Source organism: Microcoleus sp. S36b_A4 (genome assembly GCF_036700645.1).
Taxonomy (GTDB): domain Bacteria; phylum Cyanobacteriota; class Cyanobacteriia; order Cyanobacteriales; family Microcoleaceae; genus Microcoleus.
In genome coordinates, this window is record NZ_JAUBPI010000053.1 from 25,366 (window position 1) to 43,115 (window position 17,750).

The 17,750-nt window shown below is 45.9% G+C and carries 17 protein-coding genes, 1 tRNA gene and 1 pseudogene; 9 read left to right on the plus strand and 10 right to left on the minus strand.

The genetic code is table 11. From position 1 onward, the window contains the following. Positions 1-12 precede the first annotated feature (12 nt). A complete protein-coding gene (locus QUA03_RS17595) occupies positions 13-1,770 on the minus strand; it encodes a serine/threonine-protein kinase (protein ID WP_333213527.1) in 1,758 nt (585 codons plus the stop codon). 323 nt (positions 1,771-2,093) lie between these two features. Further along, positions 2,094-2,336 carry a hypothetical protein gene (locus QUA03_RS17600; protein ID WP_333213528.1) on the minus strand — a complete coding sequence of 81 codons (243 nt, stop codon included), beginning with the start codon at positions 2,334-2,336 and terminating at the stop codon, positions 2,094-2,096. 67 nt (positions 2,337-2,403) lie between these two features. Here QUA03_RS17600 and QUA03_RS17605 point away from each other — a divergent pair, with 67 nt between their 5' ends. The 3 genes from QUA03_RS17605 to QUA03_RS17615 all read left to right on the plus strand — a co-directional run bounded on the left by QUA03_RS17605 (position 2,404) and on the right by QUA03_RS17615 (position 4,762). Then, positions 2,404-3,834, plus strand: coding sequence for a form I ribulose bisphosphate carboxylase large subunit (locus QUA03_RS17605; RefSeq protein WP_333045238.1), 1,431 nt, complete (start codon positions 2,404-2,406; stop codon positions 3,832-3,834). Between the two features lie 136 nt (positions 3,835-3,970). Beyond that, the gene (gene rcbX / locus QUA03_RS17610; RefSeq protein ID WP_333054738.1) at positions 3,971-4,381 is read left to right on the plus strand and encodes a RuBisCO chaperone RbcX; all 411 of its coding nucleotides are present in this window, start codon (positions 3,971-3,973) and stop codon (positions 4,379-4,381) included. A 45-nt stretch (positions 4,382-4,426) separates the two neighbouring features. Further along, positions 4,427-4,762, plus strand: a complete 336-nt coding sequence (locus QUA03_RS17615; RefSeq protein ID WP_190745620.1) for a ribulose bisphosphate carboxylase small subunit — start codon at positions 4,427-4,429, stop codon at positions 4,760-4,762. A gap of 80 nt (positions 4,763-4,842) precedes the next feature. Here QUA03_RS17615 and QUA03_RS17620 read toward each other — a convergent pair whose 3' ends face one another. The 3 genes from QUA03_RS17620 to QUA03_RS17630 all read right to left on the minus strand — a co-directional run bounded on the left by QUA03_RS17620 (position 4,843) and on the right by QUA03_RS17630 (position 7,012). Then, positions 4,843-5,481, minus strand: coding sequence for a restriction endonuclease subunit R (locus QUA03_RS17620; RefSeq protein ID WP_333213529.1), 639 nt, complete (start codon positions 5,479-5,481; stop codon positions 4,843-4,845). A 63-nt stretch (positions 5,482-5,544) separates the two neighbouring features. After that, positions 5,545-5,778: a hypothetical protein gene (locus QUA03_RS17625; protein WP_333213530.1), complete on the minus strand. Its 234-nt coding sequence runs from the start codon at positions 5,776-5,778 to the stop codon at positions 5,545-5,547. Between the two features lie 10 nt (positions 5,779-5,788). Then, positions 5,789-7,012 carry a hypothetical protein gene (locus tag QUA03_RS17630; protein ID WP_333213531.1) on the minus strand — a complete coding sequence of 408 codons (1,224 nt, stop codon included), beginning with the start codon at positions 7,010-7,012 and terminating at the stop codon, positions 5,789-5,791. A gap of 254 nt (positions 7,013-7,266) precedes the next feature. Here QUA03_RS17630 and QUA03_RS17635 point away from each other — a divergent pair, with 254 nt between their 5' ends. After that, positions 7,267-7,536: a hypothetical protein gene (locus tag QUA03_RS17635; RefSeq protein WP_190660572.1), complete on the plus strand. Its 270-nt coding sequence runs from the start codon at positions 7,267-7,269 to the stop codon at positions 7,534-7,536. A 106-nt stretch (positions 7,537-7,642) separates the two neighbouring features. On the opposite strand, the gene QUA03_RS17640 is transcribed toward QUA03_RS17635, so the two are convergent. Continuing rightward, complete coding sequence (locus QUA03_RS17640) at positions 7,643-8,017, minus strand: hypothetical protein (protein WP_333213532.1); 375 nt, start codon at positions 8,015-8,017, stop codon at positions 7,643-7,645. Positions 8,018-8,278: 261 nt separating this feature from the next. Here QUA03_RS17640 and QUA03_RS17645 point away from each other — a divergent pair, with 261 nt between their 5' ends. After that, positions 8,279-8,848 (plus strand): Uma2 family endonuclease, encoded by a 570-nt coding sequence (locus tag QUA03_RS17645; RefSeq protein ID WP_333213533.1) that lies wholly within the window; start codon positions 8,279-8,281, stop codon positions 8,846-8,848. A gap of 7 nt (positions 8,849-8,855) precedes the next feature. Here the strand turns inward: QUA03_RS17645 and ruvC are convergent, their stop codons facing one another. Then, positions 8,856-9,389 (minus strand): crossover junction endodeoxyribonuclease RuvC, encoded by a 534-nt coding sequence (ruvC, locus tag QUA03_RS17650; RefSeq protein WP_333213534.1) that lies wholly within the window; start codon positions 9,387-9,389, stop codon positions 8,856-8,858. A gap of 95 nt (positions 9,390-9,484) precedes the next feature. After that, on the minus strand, positions 9,485-10,600 hold the full coding sequence (gene bchI, locus QUA03_RS17655; protein ID WP_333213535.1) for a magnesium chelatase ATPase subunit I: 1,116 nt from the start codon (positions 10,598-10,600) through the stop codon (positions 9,485-9,487). A 228-nt stretch (positions 10,601-10,828) separates the two neighbouring features. Between bchI and QUA03_RS17660 the strand changes: the two genes are divergently transcribed. Then, positions 10,829-11,116 (plus strand): hypothetical protein, encoded by a 288-nt coding sequence (locus QUA03_RS17660; protein ID WP_333213536.1) that lies wholly within the window; start codon positions 10,829-10,831, stop codon positions 11,114-11,116. A 454-nt stretch (positions 11,117-11,570) separates the two neighbouring features. Here QUA03_RS17660 and QUA03_RS17665 read toward each other — a convergent pair whose 3' ends face one another. Then, positions 11,571-12,239, minus strand: a complete 669-nt coding sequence (locus QUA03_RS17665; protein ID WP_333213537.1) for a cadmium resistance transporter — start codon at positions 12,237-12,239, stop codon at positions 11,571-11,573. A 349-nt stretch (positions 12,240-12,588) separates the two neighbouring features. On the opposite strand from QUA03_RS17665, the gene QUA03_RS17670 reads away from it, so the two are divergent. Then, positions 12,589-13,752 carry an aliphatic sulfonate ABC transporter substrate-binding protein gene (locus tag QUA03_RS17670; protein ID WP_333213538.1) on the plus strand — a complete coding sequence of 388 codons (1,164 nt, stop codon included), beginning with the start codon at positions 12,589-12,591 and terminating at the stop codon, positions 13,750-13,752. 318 nt (positions 13,753-14,070) lie between these two features. Here QUA03_RS17670 and QUA03_RS17675 read toward each other — a convergent pair. Beyond that, a tRNA-Phe gene (locus QUA03_RS17675) sits at positions 14,071-14,143 on the minus strand. 132 nt (positions 14,144-14,275) lie between these two features. Here QUA03_RS17675 and QUA03_RS17680 point away from each other — a divergent pair. Continuing rightward, the gene (locus QUA03_RS17680) at positions 14,276-16,975 is read left to right on the plus strand and encodes a phospholipid carrier-dependent glycosyltransferase (protein WP_333213539.1); all 2,700 of its coding nucleotides are present in this window, start codon (positions 14,276-14,278) and stop codon (positions 16,973-16,975) included. Between the two features lie 66 nt (positions 16,976-17,041). Then, a pseudogene (locus QUA03_RS17685) lies at positions 17,042-17,674 on the plus strand (ABC transporter substrate-binding protein); the annotation flags it as partial. Positions 17,675-17,750 lie beyond the last annotated feature (76 nt).

Here is a 17,750-nt window from a genome sequence, read left to right on the forward strand (position 1 = left end):
TGGTGTTAATTCCTACTTCCAGCCCAACCACCTTAACAAAGGCACAACCAAATAATGACTAACTCCCAAACAAAGCCCGATCGCACTTCCCAACAAACCAAAAAACACAATAGAGCCCCAAACTTGCAGCCAGCCGAAGGTAACGTTAGACAGTGACAAAATCCCAAAGAAACTCCCCGGAAAAATGTTCCAAGCATTCAGCAACAGAAACATTCCCGTAGAAAAAACAGCGACTACCAAAGCGTGAACTAATTGATGGCTCCGCAAACCCATTCCCACAGTCAGAGAGGCGATCGCAAAAGCTCCCAAAATAACCCCCTGCACACCACTAGAAGCTGTTGCTTCCATCCAGCACAAACCCGCCAACAAATAGCCCTGAGCTCCCATCAATCCAGACAGCCAATACTGTTTTTGCTGGCGAAAACTCCCCGCATCCGTCAAACCGATCGCAGTTCCGAACCCGGCAAACCCAAACAGCAGCACTTCCGGCCCCACAGCGAAAGTGATGTTAGGAATTAATTGCTGCAAACCTTGATTCAGAAAACTGGCAATTTCCGGGCCTATAGGCGAAGCATAGCCCAAAACCAAACCGCCGATCGCCCCCGCAGTTCCACCAACGCCACCGAGTACCATTTCCCAGCCCGTATCCAGAGAAGCTACCACGATTTGGGCGATCGCGCCGAACACAACACCAGTCAGGCTGACAGTTTTTTGCGCCCCCGCCACCACTACTTGCCGGCAGAATTCTAAAATAGCTTGACCCGCAGGGGCGATCGCGATTTTGCCCTTACTCCTAGCATAAATCTCCTGCAAACGCGCCCGAACATCCCCAGCCGTCGCCGGACGTTCCCGCACGTTCGATCGCACCATATCGTCCAACAAATTCGCCAAAGGCGGACTCACAGATACAATGTGGCGCCACCGCAACTCACCCGTCATCGGATCTTCAATTTCCGCCGGATACTTCCCCGTCAGCAAATGAATACAAGTCCGCCCCAGCGCATAAAAATCCGTCGCCGGCACGACACCGCCGCCCACAATTTGTTCCGGCGGACTGTACCCGGGCGAAATCAACCGCGTCGAACTCCGAGAATCTTTCCCGCCGGATTCGACACCGCCCATCTGTTTAACTCCCCCAAAGTCGATCGTCACCAATTGCAGTCCGCCCAAACCCTTGCTTAGCAAAACTTGGGGCGATTCCGGGTCTCGCAGCATCAAATTTGAGGGTTTAATGTCGCGGTGAATAATCTGACACCTGTGCAACTCCTCTAAAATTTCCACAGCTTGACTCAGCCAACTAAACACCCATTCCTGCGGACATCCTTGAGGGTGCTCGTCGAGAACCTCTTCTAAAGTTTTGCCGTGAATCTTTTCCATTACCAAACAAGGCAGCCGCTTCGCCGCAGGATTTCCCTCCCCGCCTGCAAAATTTTGCGTTTGAACGTGAAAATAACCATCAGGCTCGACTCTAGGGACACCAGGGTGCCGCAAAAGTGCCAAAACCCAAGCTTCTTGCTCGAACAGTTTCAGCGCTTTCGGGGCAGTTTCGAGTAACACTTTCAGGACGCGCTCGGTTTCAGTTTCTGTGTCCCAAACTGTGAAAATGGCTGCAAAACCCCCGGAACCCAGGCTTTGTAGAGGCACGTAGCGATTTTTTAGCCGCAGGGGAGCCCCGCAACTATGACAAAAATTGTTGCCCCAAGTCTGAGGGTAGGGCCTTGGGCAATCTGGATTGATGCAGTGAACGGCTTTTGAAGGGGGGTGAGGCACAACCAGAGTAAAAATGGGACTAAATATCCATACTAGACTTACGCGCAGTTAAGGCAGAAACCAGGTTTTCAGCGAGGTTAAATTGCTGTAACGACGGATTTGGTTTGAGACACGAGCTTGCTCTTGCTGCACAAGCCCTGTCCATATTATGTGGTATGCTGTCGATTTTTGAGTTGGTGGTCTCCGATTAACGGGATTTGAGATTTGAGATTTTGGATTTTGGATTGCTACATACTGAATAACAGTTGAGATCGGGCGATCGATCTTAACTCCCAACCATAACTTTAGGTATTTCTAACTACTTCCCCCTTGCCGATTACCGATTACCAATTCTGATTTTTAAGTATTAAATTCTTTACATAAACCGTATTGATCCGCTGTTCGGCTCGCTGCACAATATATTTCGATCGCCCAAAATTCCCCCCCACTCTGCGATCCCCAGCCTTTCCTCCTGCATCCTTCGCCACGGGAATTTCATAAGATATGTTACAAATATTTTCGGAATGTAAAGCAAAATAAACAATACTTATGATGATTAAAAGAATATTAAAATTGGAGAGTGACACTTTGTTGATATATTTTTAACAGCCTGCGATCGGGCAAAAAAATTAAGCGAATACTAGGAAGCGAGATATGGCTTACGCGCAAACCCAAACTCAATCAAAGGCTGGGTATAAAGCCGGAGTTCAAGACTATAAACTAACGTATTACACGCCGGACTACACGCCGAAAGATACAGATATTTTGGCTGCCTTCCGCGTCACACCGCAGCCGGGAGTTCCCCCAGAAGAAGCTGGAGCTGCTGTGGCTGCTGAATCTTCTACAGGTACATGGACGACTGTTTGGACTGACCTCCTGACCGACCTCGACCGCTACAAAGGTCGCTGCTATGACATCGAGCCAGTTCCTGGTGAAGACAACCAATACATCTGCTTCATTGCCTATCCTTTGGATTTGTTTGAAGAAGGTTCAGTCACCAACTTGCTGACCTCTTTGGTGGGTAACGTGTTCGGTTTCAAAGCTCTGCGTGCTCTGCGGTTGGAAGACTTGCGGATTCCCATTGCTTACCTGAAAACCTTCCAAGGCCCTCCTCACGGTATTACCGTTGAGCGGGACAAGTTGAACAAGTACGGCCGTCCTTTGCTGGGTTGTACAATTAAGCCCAAATTGGGTCTGTCTGCTAAGAACTACGGCCGTGCCGTTTACGAAGTTCTGCGCGGCGGTTTGGACTTCACCAAAGACGACGAAAACATCAACTCGCAACCGTTCATGCGTTGGCGCGATCGTTTCTTGTTCGTTCAAGAAGCTATTGAAAAAGCCCAAGCAGAAACCGGCGAAGTCAAGGGTCACTACCTCAACGTAACTGCCCCTACCTGCGAAGAAATGATGGAGCGGGCTGAGTTCGCTAAGGAAATCAAAACCCCCATCATCATGCACGACTACCTGACCGGTGGTTTCACTGCAAACACCACCTTGGCTAAATGGTGCCGCCGCAACGGTATTTTGCTGCACATTCACCGCGCCATGCACGCAGTTATCGACCGTCAGAAAAACCACGGTATCCACTTCCGCGTGCTTGCCAAGTGCTTGCGGATGTCCGGCGGCGACCACCTGCACTCCGGTACAGTTGTGGGTAAACTCGAAGGCGAAAAAGGCATCACGATGGGCTTCGTAGACTTGATGCGCGAAGACCACATCGAAGAAGACCGCAGCCGCGGTATTTACTTCACCCAAGATTGGGCCTCCATGCCTGGTGTCATGCCAGTTGCATCCGGTGGTATCCACATCTGGCACATGCCAGCCTTGGTTGAAATCTTCGGCGACGACTCCTGCTTACAGTTCGGCGGCGGCACCTTGGGCCACCCTTGGGGTAATGCACCTGGTGCAACTGCTAACCGCGTTGCTTTGGAAGCTTGCGTCCAAGCTCGTAACGAAGGCCGCAACTTGATGCGCGAAGGCGGCGACGTAATTCGCGAAGCTTGCAAATGGTCTCCTGAACTCGCTGTTGCTTGCGAACTCTGGAAAGAAATCAAGTTTGAGTTTGAGGCAATGGATACCCTTTAAGAATTTTTGGTTTGAGATTTTAGGTTTTAGGTAGCAAACTTGCTGTGGAGTCTTTATCTTTGAAGAAGATTTACAAGTAAGTTTGCATCCAAAATCTAAAATCCAAAATCTAAAATTTGAGGGGGCTGGGGTCAAAATGGATCTCAAACAAGTTGCGAAAGACACCGCTAAGGTGCTGGCAAGTTACCTAACCTATCAATCCGTGCGGATGGTGGTCGCTCAGTTGAGCGAAACCAATCCTCCTCTGGCAATCTGGTTGAATGACTTTTCCACTAAGGGCAAGATCCAAGATGGAGAAGCTTATATTCAAGAGTTGCTTTTGGAAAATCAAGATTTAGGCTTTCGGATCATGACTGTGCGAGAGTATCTGGCTCACGATGTGACGGAATTTTTGCCAGAAATGGTTTGTACTGGCATTCAGCAGGCGAATATGGAACACAGACGCCAGCATTTAGAGCGAACTACGCAACTTAATTGGTCTGTTTCTAGCAGTAATCCTGAAACATCAATAGATTCTGAACCGAATCTGGATAATTTGTCGAGTTAATCGATCGACAAGTGCGATCGAACACACACCTTAGAGATACAAAAAATGAAGACTTTACCTAAAGAGCGTCGTTACGAAACTCTGTCCTATTTGCCCCCGCTGACAGACGCGCAAATTGCCAAGCAACTCCAATACATCTTGGATCAAGGCTACATTCCCGGCGTAGAATTCAACGAAACCTCTGCTGCTGAAATGCGCTACTGGACTTTGTGGAAGTTGCCTTTGTTTGGTGCTCGCAGCGTCCAAGAAATCATGGCTGAAGTTCAAGCTTGCCGTCAAGAAAATCCTAGCTGCTACATCCGCGTCATGGGTTTTGACAACGTGAAGCAATGCCAAGTGCTCAGCTTCATCGTCCACAAGCCTAACACCAGAGGCTACTAAAAAGTATTGGCTGGCTAATCTAACTTTTAGGTTAACAGTCATTGCAGATTGGAGGCGGGGAATGCTCCCTGCCTCTTTTTTTATAGTTTGCAAATAGCTTTTAAAACTTGCAGCAACAAAACTGACGATTCTGGCTCCATCAGGTTTAGCAAAGGCATTAGCTGATAGGTTGGGTTGTGGCCCCCCTGAATATTGACGAACTGATAGTGCATTCCGTTGGTTGTCAAACCCCAGATTGTGTCTTGATATTTTGAATTTTGATAAGCATAGGTTAGCAATTGGGATAAACCCATCAATGCGTTAATTCCAGAATTTTTACTTTCAATCACCAAAACCCAAAAATATGTATCGCTTCTGATGGGTTTTATTTTGTTGACAGCCAAGATATCAAATCGTCCTTTAATGATTGTATCTTCATCTTCAATGCTAATTTCGGCGATGTCTTGTTCTAAACTAATTTTAATCGGGCGGCGGTAGAAGCCAGCCAATCGCATTAGGGGAAAGGTAGTCAGAGCTTTTACCAGTCCTTCAGAAACTCGATCAGTTGAAATGTAGTCATCGAAATCATCCCTAGTTTGTATAAGTTCCTGCTGTTCGTGTTCTGTTATATCTTCAAGGGATAACAGAGAGGTAAATGAGTTCGTGTACTGCTTTTGAAAGTTGAATAGACGGTGTACTTCTGCTAATGTTAGGTTTTTGGCATTAATAGTTGTCGTCATATTTTAATAGTTATTGAATTTTTATTTATAATTATAACATAGACATTGCGGTAGTCCACGAACCTAATTTATCCTTTCCCCCACAATTCCATCAACTATTTCATAACCCCAATTAAAATGTCGATTTGCCAACTGCTGGGCCATGTCATATTCGCCTAAATTGCAGAGTTCAACTAACTTTTGATATCCTTCATCTCTTTCTCGCTGCAACCTTTCCCGCCGCAGTTTTTCCCTCTCTTCCTCAGAAGGATTTGGTCGCTCTTCTCCCAGCGGATTAATCTCGCTAACTCGTTTCATATCAGCCTCATTAAAAAGGGATTGATTCGACTATTTCACCGTCAACTATTTCGTACCCCCATTCTGGGTTGGCAGCGATTTGTTTTTCGACTATACTTCGACCCAGAGGAGTTTGGTAAGCTTTTTGCAAAGAGGAAATACTGGGGGTTTCGGCGACTGTTGGCAGCTCTTTTTGTTCGAGTTTTGGCGGTTCAGCAATTGTTTCAGATGTGGATTGATTGAGGGCTAATTGCGGCGCGATCGCCCCTAACTTCCGCATTACACTATCCTTGGTGATTTGCGGTTTTTCGTTGAAGGAAGATGGCAGATATGGTGTGTCAACGCCCTGCTGTTTTGCTTTGAGTGCATCATCGGCAAGGCGATCGCACTTTCGCAAAAATCCCTCCCACAAATCTTTGCCCAAAACCGGGTTTCTCAAATCAGCACGGGCTTTAGAGACTGCGGCTTCCAGCGGTTCGCCTTTGTGCACGTAATACTGAATTCGCTCCTCTTCAAAAGCAGGATAAGGCACTTCTGGTTCGATTTCCCAATCTCGCTTAACTTTCTGACTTTCTCCTAAAGGAATTCCGGCGATAAATTCATCCCAAAAAGTCGAGGTTAAGCCTTTTGTCATGCTGTCAATAATTTTAAATGCCCATCCAGAAGGATTGCCAAATCCTAAGTTGCGCTCTTGAGCATAGGCTTCTAAGGATCGTTGAAAGTTGTGAAGTTCTTCTTGGGAATTCCAAGGGCCGCTAAATCGGTAATTAGGGGTGACAGCCACAGCTATTTGTTGGCGGGGTTGCCCGAAATATTTGTCGGTTTTAACTACATGATTTGGGTGTGATGTTTCGCGGAAAATTTCTACAGGGTGATTGTTGTTTTCGCAACTTATCGGTGTTATAATATCTGGCGGATTCGGTGACCAAAAGTTATTTAGTTTTTCCTCGAAAGCGTCAATGTCCGCCCAGAGTTCTAGGGTGTCCGTGTTGGGATTTGTTAATTTTTCTTTCAGGAGCGATCGCACTTTTAGCAGGCGTCTCGCGAGTTCTTGTTCTTCGCGATTTAAACCAGTAGCTTTTTCAATTTCGCTGTTGTTAGTTTTCACCCATTCGCCGGAGTTGGACTGTTGTGATTGCCATTGCAATAATTGGCAAAGAAAAATACTCGCCGCGACTCCGCCGGTAATTGGGGCAAGTTTGGGATAGTAGATGGCGGGGTTTCCTAGATTTCCTAAAAATATTCCTATTTTCATTTTGTATATTCTTAATTCCCTTGAATCTTAGGGTTATTATTGGCGCAGCTTAGCTTGCATTCTCGGGGGCGCATTGGGACAACTTACCTCGACTAAACTAGCATGGAGAAACTTAAGATTTTCTTTAAGCTTCTGTCTATTCCTGACTGAATGGAGTTTCTAGAGTTAAAACGGGGATCGCTTATTCGATCGCCTGATTGACAGGAGTGAGTTAAACGTAATAATAAATTATTTACTGTAAAGCTCCTGCCAAAATGAATCCAGAACGTCAAGAGGCTTATTTGAACTTAATCGAGCGAGTGCTTACCTGTCCCAACGGCCAAGAACCAGAGGTCTTAAGTTCCTGTTCCGATTTAATTGATGCGGGATTTGTGCAAATGCTAATCCAGATATCGGCTTCAATGGCGCGCGAAGGTGACGAAGATACTGCTAATTTTTTAGTGCAACTTGCTCGTTTGCTGGGGAAATCTTTGGGTTTGTCGCCGGATTTGAGGCCGGCTGGCTACAGTAGTGCAAAGGGGTAGAGAAGAGTTGCCATCGCCTCGTTGTATCATGTTTTGAGAAATGAGGGCGATTCCCTACCCTTCGGGATAGCTGTGTTTCACCTAATTTTTAAATGCAGCGATGGCTTTACAGTTTATATTCGAGAGGTTCACAAAACTCATTCACCCCAGTTTTAAATACATAAATAATCACGGAAGTCACCAAAATATCAGGGCAAATTTTTGCTGCCACTAAATCTCTAAATGCAGCATTCAATTGTCCGTTTTTCAACTCTTCTTTAACCTCTGATTTGCAGATAGCAACCCGGCATCTTTTGGCCAATCCGTCTAACCAATTTTCCGAGATATTCGGTTCTTGCCCGGCTTGAATTGCTAGAGATATCGCTGCATCTTCGATGTTACCTTCGCAGTCTTCGATTGCGTCTAGGGCTTTTAGGGCTTCGGGATATTCCGCTAATTGCGAGCGAAATTGGGCAATTTGTTGTGAGGTAATAATCACCATATTATTTTCCTGTGTTCTCTGTTGGCGGGATAAGTTTAGCAATTAAAGTTGCTATTATAGCATTTTTTGATGGAGGTGGGAATTGGGCGATCGAACTTAATTACATTTTCAAATAATATTTTGCACTTCGCAATAGTCTGGCTGGGGCTTAAGCCCTCGTATTAAAGCTTAAGTCCGAGCTAGGAGGAGTGATGTTAAAATTGACCAAATGCGGCGCTAAAATAGGTTGGCAGGACTCATATTTATAAAGAGTTAGGAAAAATGACAATCATTACTTTAAACTTAGATACTGTCGAACTAACCGATGAACAGTTTTACCGTTTATGCCAGATGAATCGAGATTGGCAATTTGAACGGACACCTAAAGGAGAAATCATTATTATGTCACCCGCAGGCGGAGTTAGTGGCAATCGAAAAGCCTATTTAATTACAGATTTGGGCTTGTGGAACCGTAAAACCCAGCTAGGGAGAGTGTTTAGTTCTTCTACACTTTTTCGCTTGCCTAATAATGGCTATCGAGCTCCAGACGTGGCTTGGGTTAGCTTAGAAAGATGGTCTGCTTTAACACCAGAACAACAAGAGAAATTTCCGCCAATTTGTCCTGATTTTGCCATTGAATTGCGATCGCGTCCAGACCCCCTGCGGCCTCTTCAGGAGAAAATGCAGGAGTATCTAAACAGCGGTTTACGCTTGGGTTGGTTAATTAATCCTCTAGACGAAAAAGTAGAAATTTATCGCCCTTCTCGCGAAGTAGAGATTGTACAATTTCCTGTAAGTTTATCGGGAGAAGATGTGTTGCCCGGATTTGTGCTTAATTTGCCCATGATTTGATATTGTATCAAATTTTTCCTGTTTCCAACTGTATTTTCTTCGGACAAATATCATCATCGTACCAACCAGTCAAAGCCACCGCCAAAGCATCCGCTGCATCGTCCGGTTTCGGAATATAAGCCAACTCTAACTCCCGCGCCACGGCCTCTTGCACTTCAGATTTATCCGCATTACCGCGGCCGGTCAAAGCTTGCTTAATTTGAGCCGGCGTAAACTCGAACAGTGGCACTCCACACTGCGCTAATACTAGCGTCAAAACGCCGCGCGCTTGGGCTACCAGTATGGTATTTCCCATCTTGTAAAAGAACAGTTTTTCGGCAATTGCTATATCAGGTTTAATCTGTTCAATTACCTCGTGCAAATCGTCGTAAATTGTTTTCAAGCGCTGTCCCATTTCCTGTTTGGGTGTTGTTTGTATGACGCCACAATCAATCATGGAAACGCTGTTTTTATCTTGTTTACCGGGGACAATTTGACAGGAAATTGCCCCGTAGCCGAGATTTGCTAAGCCAGGATCTAATCCTAAAATTCGTTTTTCCATTGCCCGAATTAGTAATTGGAAATGGGGAATTAGGTATGAAAATTTGGGAAGGTTTCATCACCACCAATTACCCATTACCAACTACCAATTACTAATTACCCCTCAGTTGATTCCAGACCGAATACCCGATCGAACACTTTAGTCACTTTATACCCCGAATCTATTGATTCTAGCGGGTCTTTCCGCAACCGGTGCCGCAAACACAGAGTCATCACCCGGCGAATATCGTCCACAGTCACCTCTGTGCGGCATTCCAAAGCCGTGAAAGCTTTCGCAGCCCGATTCGTCACCAAATCGCCCCGCAGCCCGTCTACGTCCAATTCCGCGCAAACTTGGGAGATTTTTACCCGCAACTCTCGATCGATAGTTACCGATTTCAACCTTTCCTGGGCTTCCACCAACTTCTGCTGCATTTCATCTTGTTCGCGCTGATATTTTGCGAGAAACTCCGGCGGATTTTGGTCAAAACTCGATCGCTGTTCGACAATTTCCACTCTTAAATTAGGGTCTTTTACAGTGCGAATTTCTGCGTGCATCCCGAATCTGTCGAGTAACTGCGGCCGCAATTCTCCTTCTTCTGGATTTCCGGAACCGATTAAAATAAACTTAGCCGGGTGGCGGATCGAAATGCCTTCTCTTTCAACCGTATTCCAACCGCTGGCGGCCGAGTCGAGCAAAACATCGACTAAATGATCGTCGAGCAAATTGACTTCATCCACGTACAGAATGCCGCGGTTAGCTTTAGCTAAAAGACCGGGTTCAAAAGCTTTAACACCTTCCGACAAAGCTTTCTCGATGTCGATCGTACCGCAAACTCGGTCTTCGGTAGCGCCCAGAGGCAAGTCTACCATTTGGACTTTTTTGCGGGCGATTTTAATGTCAGTTTGAGATAAAGTGCGATCGCGCACCTCATCACTCATCAAATCTGGATCAGTGGGATGACTGTTAAAAGGATCGTCAGCCACCACCTCAATTTCCGGCAGCAAGTCAGTGAGGGCGCGGATTGTGGTAGATTTGCCAGTACCTCGATCGCCCATAATCATCACCCCGCCAATTTTGGGATCGATGACATTCAACAGCAGCGCCAGTTTCATCTCCTCCTGGCCAACAATTGCAGTGAAGGGAAAAACAGCGCGGCGGGCTGCGGTAGCGGTAACGGTTGGTAGAGCGCCCGCATTTAGGGTATTGCTGACTTCGGCAGTAGGACTCACAGGATAACTCAAAATATAATAATTGCTTGTTTATTGTAGGGGATAAGGGATTGTCTGGAGCGATTCCCTACCGCAACGGGCCCGCACGCGCGTTCGGGATAGCTTCGCTTTAGGCAGTTGTAGGATGCCCACAGAGCACGGGGCCCCTTCAACAGGATAACGAGTACGAGTGTTTATTTTAAAAAGTTTCAATCAACTTGGCACATCCGGCACTGTCGAGCAATTTTTATGGACGATCGCACGGCCCAGAACGATCGGCGCGATGGGACGATATTGATGAGATCCCGTCAAATTATCCCAACCATGAATAATTGGCCGAAATTCCTCCCCGATCCTACATCGTGCGCCAGAGGGTTTGCCTTAAGCATTAGCTTTTGGCTGATTGTTTCTTTACTGTGGCCCAATGCTTACTACTATCCAAATTGCAATTATGGGAGATTGAGGAAATCACAGCCCGAACCAAAGTGCGGCGCGGGGAAGCCGAGTGGCAGCGCGGCGGTGAAATTCCAGAATTAGCGTCGTACCTCACTCAAAAATAAGACAGTTAAATAATTCACTCTCAAAACTATTCTCGTCGGAGTTGAACGCTTCTCCACAGCTTTAAATATTCAGGTCGAACAGATTCATCAATCTCGTAAGCTAAACTTTCAGGCAAATGGAGTTCGATAAATGAGACTTGAAGTCGTGACACGTGGATTTTCAGTCCACTGCTCCCGATCGATTGCTTGCATAGTAACTGCGAAGTCACAATAGGAATCCGGCAAACAATTGAAGCTACGCCGCTACTCTCTCAAAAGTAACTGCAAGATAGGGAATGGCAAGGAGATTAAATTGATAGACCACTAATTTGGGATTACGGTCTAGCTTTTTTTGGTATTCATCTATTATGTTAAAGTCTTTTTTATTCCTTTATTGTATAGAATGGTACTGTTGTCATGGATTTTTTCCATGCTTCGATCGCCTTTGTCTGTCAAGTGTTTGGTAGAAAAAGACGATAGGATTCGCTGTCTATCAGAATTCGGAAACCCAGCCACATTAGCACAAAAGGGAAAATCTTGCTCGCATAACGGCTGAGAACCAAAGCAATACCAGGTAGATGCGTCAGAGTATAGGACATAAACAGCCAGCAGCAAACAATAAAATAGCAAATCGGTACGATCACAGCCAGATTTTGAATACTGCTACTAGCAAATAGGGGAATATAGATGCCAAGATTGTTACCACCATTAGAAATCGTGACCGCAGAAACGCGATAAGTTTGCGGATCGCGAATTATTTCCCAGAGCGATCGCTGCCGAGAATCAAATCCGTGAAATTTAGAGTTTCTTTTCAGATTAGCTGACTTATCTTCGGCTGAATCATCCTTGTTAAGGTTGAGTAAATTATTCAAGCCAATCAGTATCGGCAAAATCCCCAGTAACCCCGTCCAAGTTGACGGAATTGCTAGCCCCAGCAAGAAACCAACTAAACTTACCGTGATTAATGCCGTGAACCCTATAAGCTCACCCACCACAATGTGTTTAGGACGAAAAGTACGATTAACCTCACTGAAGAAGGCCGTCAGATAAATGTTGTCGTCAAACGTTGTTGCGACAGCAACAGCCAGTCCAATCTTAATTGTTGCAATTAACCAATCCATTACCGTCTCTCACTCAATACCTATCCCATCGCCGAAACTACTGATTTCTCAACCGTCGTGAAAAATCACCATAATCTCGATATGATAATGTGAGTATCCCATATTGGGTGTAACAAGTGAGCAAATTTGGTAGTTTATCCGTATCAAGCGGTGCTTTGAATTGATCCCGGAGCTTCAACTCATCCCAGAATGTCCATCACCTGTGTTTATCAAAGGAGTCATTATGATTAGCCGTTTGATTGACCGTGTGCCTAGAGGCACAGGTCACAATATCTTACGGTCGCTCAGTTCGGCCACTCGTATATCGGCCACCTATCGGTTTGTAGGTCTGTTTTGTATCGGCCTGGTCTTGGTTTTAGTCTTGAGTCTGGCTTTTGACAGTCATGCTGTTGCCACTCCAGCCTCTGGCAATGTACTCTCCCCTCTAGTCATCAGTCAGGTAAATCAGGTCAAATTGTCTAAAGACTCAACAATCCGGTTACTGGAAACGGTGGGACTGTTTGTGGGGGGCATACTTTTCTGTGTCGTTTTGGATCGCTGGTTTTCTAATCGTTCTGCTCATTCGGGCAATACACCCTTAGCTGAGCAAGCGCGGCGGCTCAAGCAACTCAAAATCGGTTATCCAGAGGGTATGACGAATCTGGAAGTCCTGCGTGCTCAAGGTTTGCTCGAAAGCCGTTTGCGACCATTTGGGCTGATTGTTACTTGGACAAGCTTCTTATCAGCTTCTGCTCTGATAGAAGCATTAAGCAATGGGACGATCGATTTCTGCGGCGGCGGTGGTACGGCCAGCATCTTCTCTCAAGCAGCAGATCATGTGTTTGTGCGGGTGGCTAAAGAAAAATATACTGCTCCTAAAGGTCAAGCGATTCTAGTACCAGAAGATTCGCCAATTCAGACGGTTGCCGACCTGAAGGGTAAAAAGATAGCTTTTGACAAAGGCTCAAGCGCTCATTATGTGCTGGTGCGAGCACTGGCAAAAGTGGGATTAGAGTTTAGTGACATTGAGCCAATTTATCTGACCCAGCCACAGGCGCTGCCCCTATTCCGCGCGGGTGAGGTGGATGCTTGGGTGATTTGGGTTCCCTACACGACAACTCAAGTCCGAAGTGCTTATCCAGGGCGCTCGATTGCAGACTTAGAGAGTATCTTTGGTGACAAAGCCTCTTTAGAAGTTCCGACCTATTACTACGCAATTCCAGAGTTGGTACGCGACTATCCCGACTTGCTCAAGGTGATTTTAGAAGAGGTAAACGAAGCTGGAGCTTGGGCTAAGAAACAGGAATTAGAAGCTGCTGTGCGATTGGCAGAACAGCATGAAATAGATCCATCCATTGTAGAAATTTTACAGCGACGTAGTGCCGAGCGCGCTATTATCCCGATCGACGACCAATCGCTCACGGCCCTACAGCACCAGGCAAATATGTTTAAAGATTTAGATCTGATTCCTGAGCGGGTGAATGTGAAAGATGGAACCTATAGCTTGCAGACCAAGCAAAACTGGACTTATTAATCTGACAACTATACTCAAGTGTAATTTTTGTCTGATATCAAATCCGCACTTAATCGTCGGGCGTAAAATCGAGTCAACATTCAACACTCAACCATCATTCAGTTTTTCGACCCGCCCGTCAACAGTCAACAATCATCTGGCTCGTGCAACCGGAATTGATCTGACCTATCTTTTTTTAGCACAAGTCCGTCAAATATCAGCTCTGTCTGAGTTTCCGGCGGGGCTTTCACCCCGCCATCGGCAAACCTACATCTTGATTAGCTGAATTGCCCGCATTTTTCCTAAAAAAAAACCCTCAACTTTGTGAGGGCTTTGCGATGCCAGGAACGAGACTTGAACTCGTGACACGTGGATTTTCAGTCCACTGCTCTACCAACTGAGCTATCCCGGCTTGTTTTTTCGCGCTTTACTATCTTAGCAGACACATACAGAATTTAGCAAGCACTTTTTCAAATTAATTTTCGATCACCCGGAACCGCCCACCTGTAAGCTAAAAGCTGCAACCTAAAATCCAAGAATCGCAATGGCACAGCAACATCGGGACAGCGAGGGCAAGAGTCTGCTTGTCTTAGGCATAATTTGGCTGCTGGGGGCAATTAGCGATCGCCTCTGGTTTGCCCTTGATCGATCTGTCCCGGCGTGGGATCAAGCAGATTACCTGACTAGCACCCTGAAATACTTGCAGGCGTTGCAGCATCCTCAGTGGCTTTCCGGGGAGTGGTGGACAAACTTCTGGCTGCTTTCGACGAAAATTCCGCCCTTGGCATACATCTTGACGGTGCCGTTTCTTCAAGTTTTCGGTACTGGGGGCGATCGGGCAACCCTCGTTCATCTATTATTTAGTGCAATTCTCCTCGCTTCAGTCTACAGTCTTGGTGTCCAATTATTTAACAGGCAAGTCGGTTTGTGGGCCGCTGCAATTTGCGTTTTGTTACCGGGACTTTATCGGTTCCGCTTGCAATTTTTACTCGACTATCCCCTCACTGCGGCGATTACTTTGGCTTTCTATTGTTTGACCATGTGGAAGGCTTCTGAAGGAAGAAGTTCGGCAACGGATTCTGTAACGGATGTAACGGATGTAAAGGATGTAACCGATAGAAATCAGTTGAAAGAACGAACGAATAAAAAATATAAATTCTTCCCCTCTTCCAGTTCCTCTCTCTCCCCCTCCCCCACTCTCCCCCTCTCCCCGTCGTCTTTCTTTTGGGCAATCGCCTTTGGAATTTCTCTCGGTTTATCAATATTAGTTAAACACACTACCGTATTATTTCTATTTACCCCGATTGTCTGGTTAGCTGTGGGTGCTGTGCGACAAAAAGCTTGGGGAAGATTAGCTCAATTAGCAGGTAGTTTGTTGCTGTCGGTGGCGGTGTTTGGGCCGTGGGCAAAAACTAATTGGCTGTTAATTTTGACCGGGGGAAAACGGGCAACAGTGGATTCTGCGATCGCCGAAGGAGATCCGGCCCTCAATACGATCGACGCTTGGATTTACTACGGTAAACACTTACCAGAACACATTTCTTGGCCTCTGTTACTTATTCCCTTAGTAGGATTGATACTTTATTGGCGTCGTCGGCAAGAGAGTTCGTCCATCTTTTATCTCAACTCCTGTCGCTGGCTGGCTGTTTTCTGGGTAGGAGCTTATTTAATTAATTCTCTAAATATTAACAAAGACGACCGATATGGTATACCTTATTTGCCAGTTTTATCTATTTTCTTAGCCTACTGTTTAACGCTGTGGCCTTCTCGGTGGGGACGAGAAATTCGCTGGGGTACAATTGGCTTGGGAATTCTGGCAATGCTATTGCATATGTGGCCGCTGGGAGGGGCTTTTGGACATAGCTTAGTTCAAATTATCAGTCCCGGCAATTCTCACTATCCTTACTGGGGGAAAGAGTGGCCGCACCGAGAGATAATTGCCGAAATTATTGATAGGGAACCTTATTTGCAGTCTACTTTAGGCGTGTTGCCTTCGACCCCGGAAATTAACCAGCATAATTTGAATTTTTACGGTGCTTTGGCGAATTTTCAGGTTTATGGGCGGCAGGTGGGAACGAATTTAAAAGACGTGCCGCAAGATGTGCGATCGCTCTCTTGGTTTGTAACTAAAAGCGGCCCCCAAGGTTCGATTCGCGAACGTATTAAACAAGCTCAAAATGCAGCAGTAACGGCAATTGAAAAAGGTGATAAATTTGAGTTAGATAAAACTTGGATTTTGCCCGATTATACTAATTTAAATCTTTATCGCAAGCGAGTGCAGCCTGTCGAAATACAGCCGTTAAATGAAGCGCGATCGCAAGTACAATTAGATCGAGTTACTGTCGCTGCAAAAGCAGTTCCCGGACTCGCGCTACCGGTTACTTATACTTGGTCTGGGCCTTGGCAGCAGTTGCAGTCTGGTTTAGTGTTGGTAACGTGGCAAAATCAGCAGTCGGGCGATATTCCACCGGGACAGACTTTCAGGATTTTACACGATCGCGCGATCGGCCAGGCGACTTTGCATCCGGGGATACTGGAAGCGGATAAATTTGCTGTGGGGTTTCGAGTTGTAGATCGCACGGCGATGCTTCCTCCTGCTAATATTGCACCGGGAACTTACAATCTGCAAGCTACTTATCTAAATCGGAAAACCGGTGAAACTTATCCGATTAATGTGCCGACAGTGAGTGTTAAAATAGAGGCAGAGCCTCTGGATATGCGTTCTCAGGCAGAGCGGGGGAACGAGGATTATAAAGATAAGCCTGAGTTAGATTTGGTGACTCAATTGCGGGCGATGGCGGTTAATTTACCCAAAGGATTGCCAGGTTTAGAACCCGTGTTCGAGCAGATTGGGCGCATCAATCAGTACGATCCAATTCAAGATTATACCGTGCAAGCGGAACAAGCGTTAGAATATCGGTTGAAACAGGAACCAAATAATCTAGAATTGGCTTATGCTTTGGCATTTTCTCGGGTATTGCAGCAGAATGTCAAAAGTTCGATTGCCGTCTTAGAAAAAGTTACTCAACTCGACTCAAAAAACCCTTACGCTTACGCCTATCTCGCTTTCGTACACCTGTACGGCTGGCATCCCAAAGCTGCTCAAACAGCCTTAAAACCTGCTCTCGCTCTCAACTCCAACCTACCGGAAATTAGAGTTTTAAACGGTGTAGCGGCTCTGATGCAAGGTAATCTCATTCACGCATGGCAAGATTTGCAATACTTAAAAAAACTAAAAATTTAACAATCCCTTTTACTGTGGCACGGGCGTCTCGCCTGTGCTTCCGAAGCGGTAAAAAACAGAAAACCAATGAACCAACCAAGAATAATCTCTCTAATTCCCAGTGCCACCGAAATTGTAGCACTTTTAGGATTAACCGATGCAATTGTGGGCCGTTCCCACGAATGCGATTATCCCCCAGAAATCCAAAATTTACCTGTTTGCACTCAGCCTAAATTCAATCCCGAAGGAACTAGCAGCGAAATTCACAACCGCGTGACAGAATTGTTGCAAAATGCGCTGAGTGTGTATAAAGTAGAAATAGAGACTTTGGAAAAATTGCAGCCGACTCACATTATTACTCAAGCTCAATGTGAAGTCTGCGCTTGTTCTCTGACAGAGGTTGAACAAGCAGTAAGCACGCTGGTAAATAGTAAGCCGGAAATTATTTCTTTGCAGCCGAATCTGCTAGCAGAAATTTGGACGGATATTCAGCGAGTTGCTGATGCTTTGGGCGTAAATGGAAAAAGTGCGATCGACCTTTTGCAATCCCGCATTGATGCTATTACCTCCCAAACACAAGCATCCTCTATTATTACCACAAAACAGAGACTTCCCAAAGTAGCCTGCATCGAATGGATTGAACCTTTGATGGCTGCGGGTAACTGGATTCCCGAATTAGTGGCAATGGCGGGAGGCAATTCGCTGTTTGGAATTGTCGGGCATTGGTGACAAGTTAAGGAAAAAGGGAAATTGTCAAGGGTAGTATTTGCATGGGTCTGGGATCGTGGGAAACTTA

Coding starts and splice junctions, on each gene's coding strand:
- QUA03_RS17660 (WP_333213536.1), top strand. CDS start 10,829: ATGGACGATCGCACGGCCCAGAACGATCGGCGCGATGGGACGATATTG.
- QUA03_RS17645 (WP_333213533.1), top strand. CDS start 8,279: ATGACAATCATTACTTTAAACTTAGATACTGTCGAACTAACCGATGAA.
- rcbX (WP_333054738.1), top strand. CDS start 3,971: ATGGATCTCAAACAAGTTGCGAAAGACACCGCTAAGGTGCTGGCAAGT.
- QUA03_RS17680 (WP_333213539.1), top strand. CDS start 14,276: ATGGCACAGCAACATCGGGACAGCGAGGGCAAGAGTCTGCTTGTCTTA.
- QUA03_RS17615 (WP_190745620.1), top strand. CDS start 4,427: ATGAAGACTTTACCTAAAGAGCGTCGTTACGAAACTCTGTCCTATTTG.
- QUA03_RS17640 (WP_333213532.1), bottom strand. CDS start 8,017: ATGGTGATTATTACCTCACAACAAATTGCCCAATTTCGCTCGCAATTA.
- ruvC (WP_333213534.1), bottom strand. CDS start 9,389: ATGGAAAAACGAATTTTAGGATTAGATCCTGGCTTAGCAAATCTCGGC.
- QUA03_RS17605 (WP_333045238.1), top strand. CDS start 2,404: ATGGCTTACGCGCAAACCCAAACTCAATCAAAGGCTGGGTATAAAGCC.
- QUA03_RS17620 (WP_333213529.1), bottom strand. CDS start 5,481: ATGACGACAACTATTAATGCCAAAAACCTAACATTAGCAGAAGTACAC.
- QUA03_RS17665 (WP_333213537.1), bottom strand. CDS start 12,239: ATGGATTGGTTAATTGCAACAATTAAGATTGGACTGGCTGTTGCTGTC.
- QUA03_RS17625 (WP_333213530.1), bottom strand. CDS start 5,778: ATGAAACGAGTTAGCGAGATTAATCCGCTGGGAGAAGAGCGACCAAAT.
- QUA03_RS17635 (WP_190660572.1), top strand. CDS start 7,267: ATGAATCCAGAACGTCAAGAGGCTTATTTGAACTTAATCGAGCGAGTG.
- QUA03_RS17630 (WP_333213531.1), bottom strand. CDS start 7,012: ATGAAAATAGGAATATTTTTAGGAAATCTAGGAAACCCCGCCATCTAC.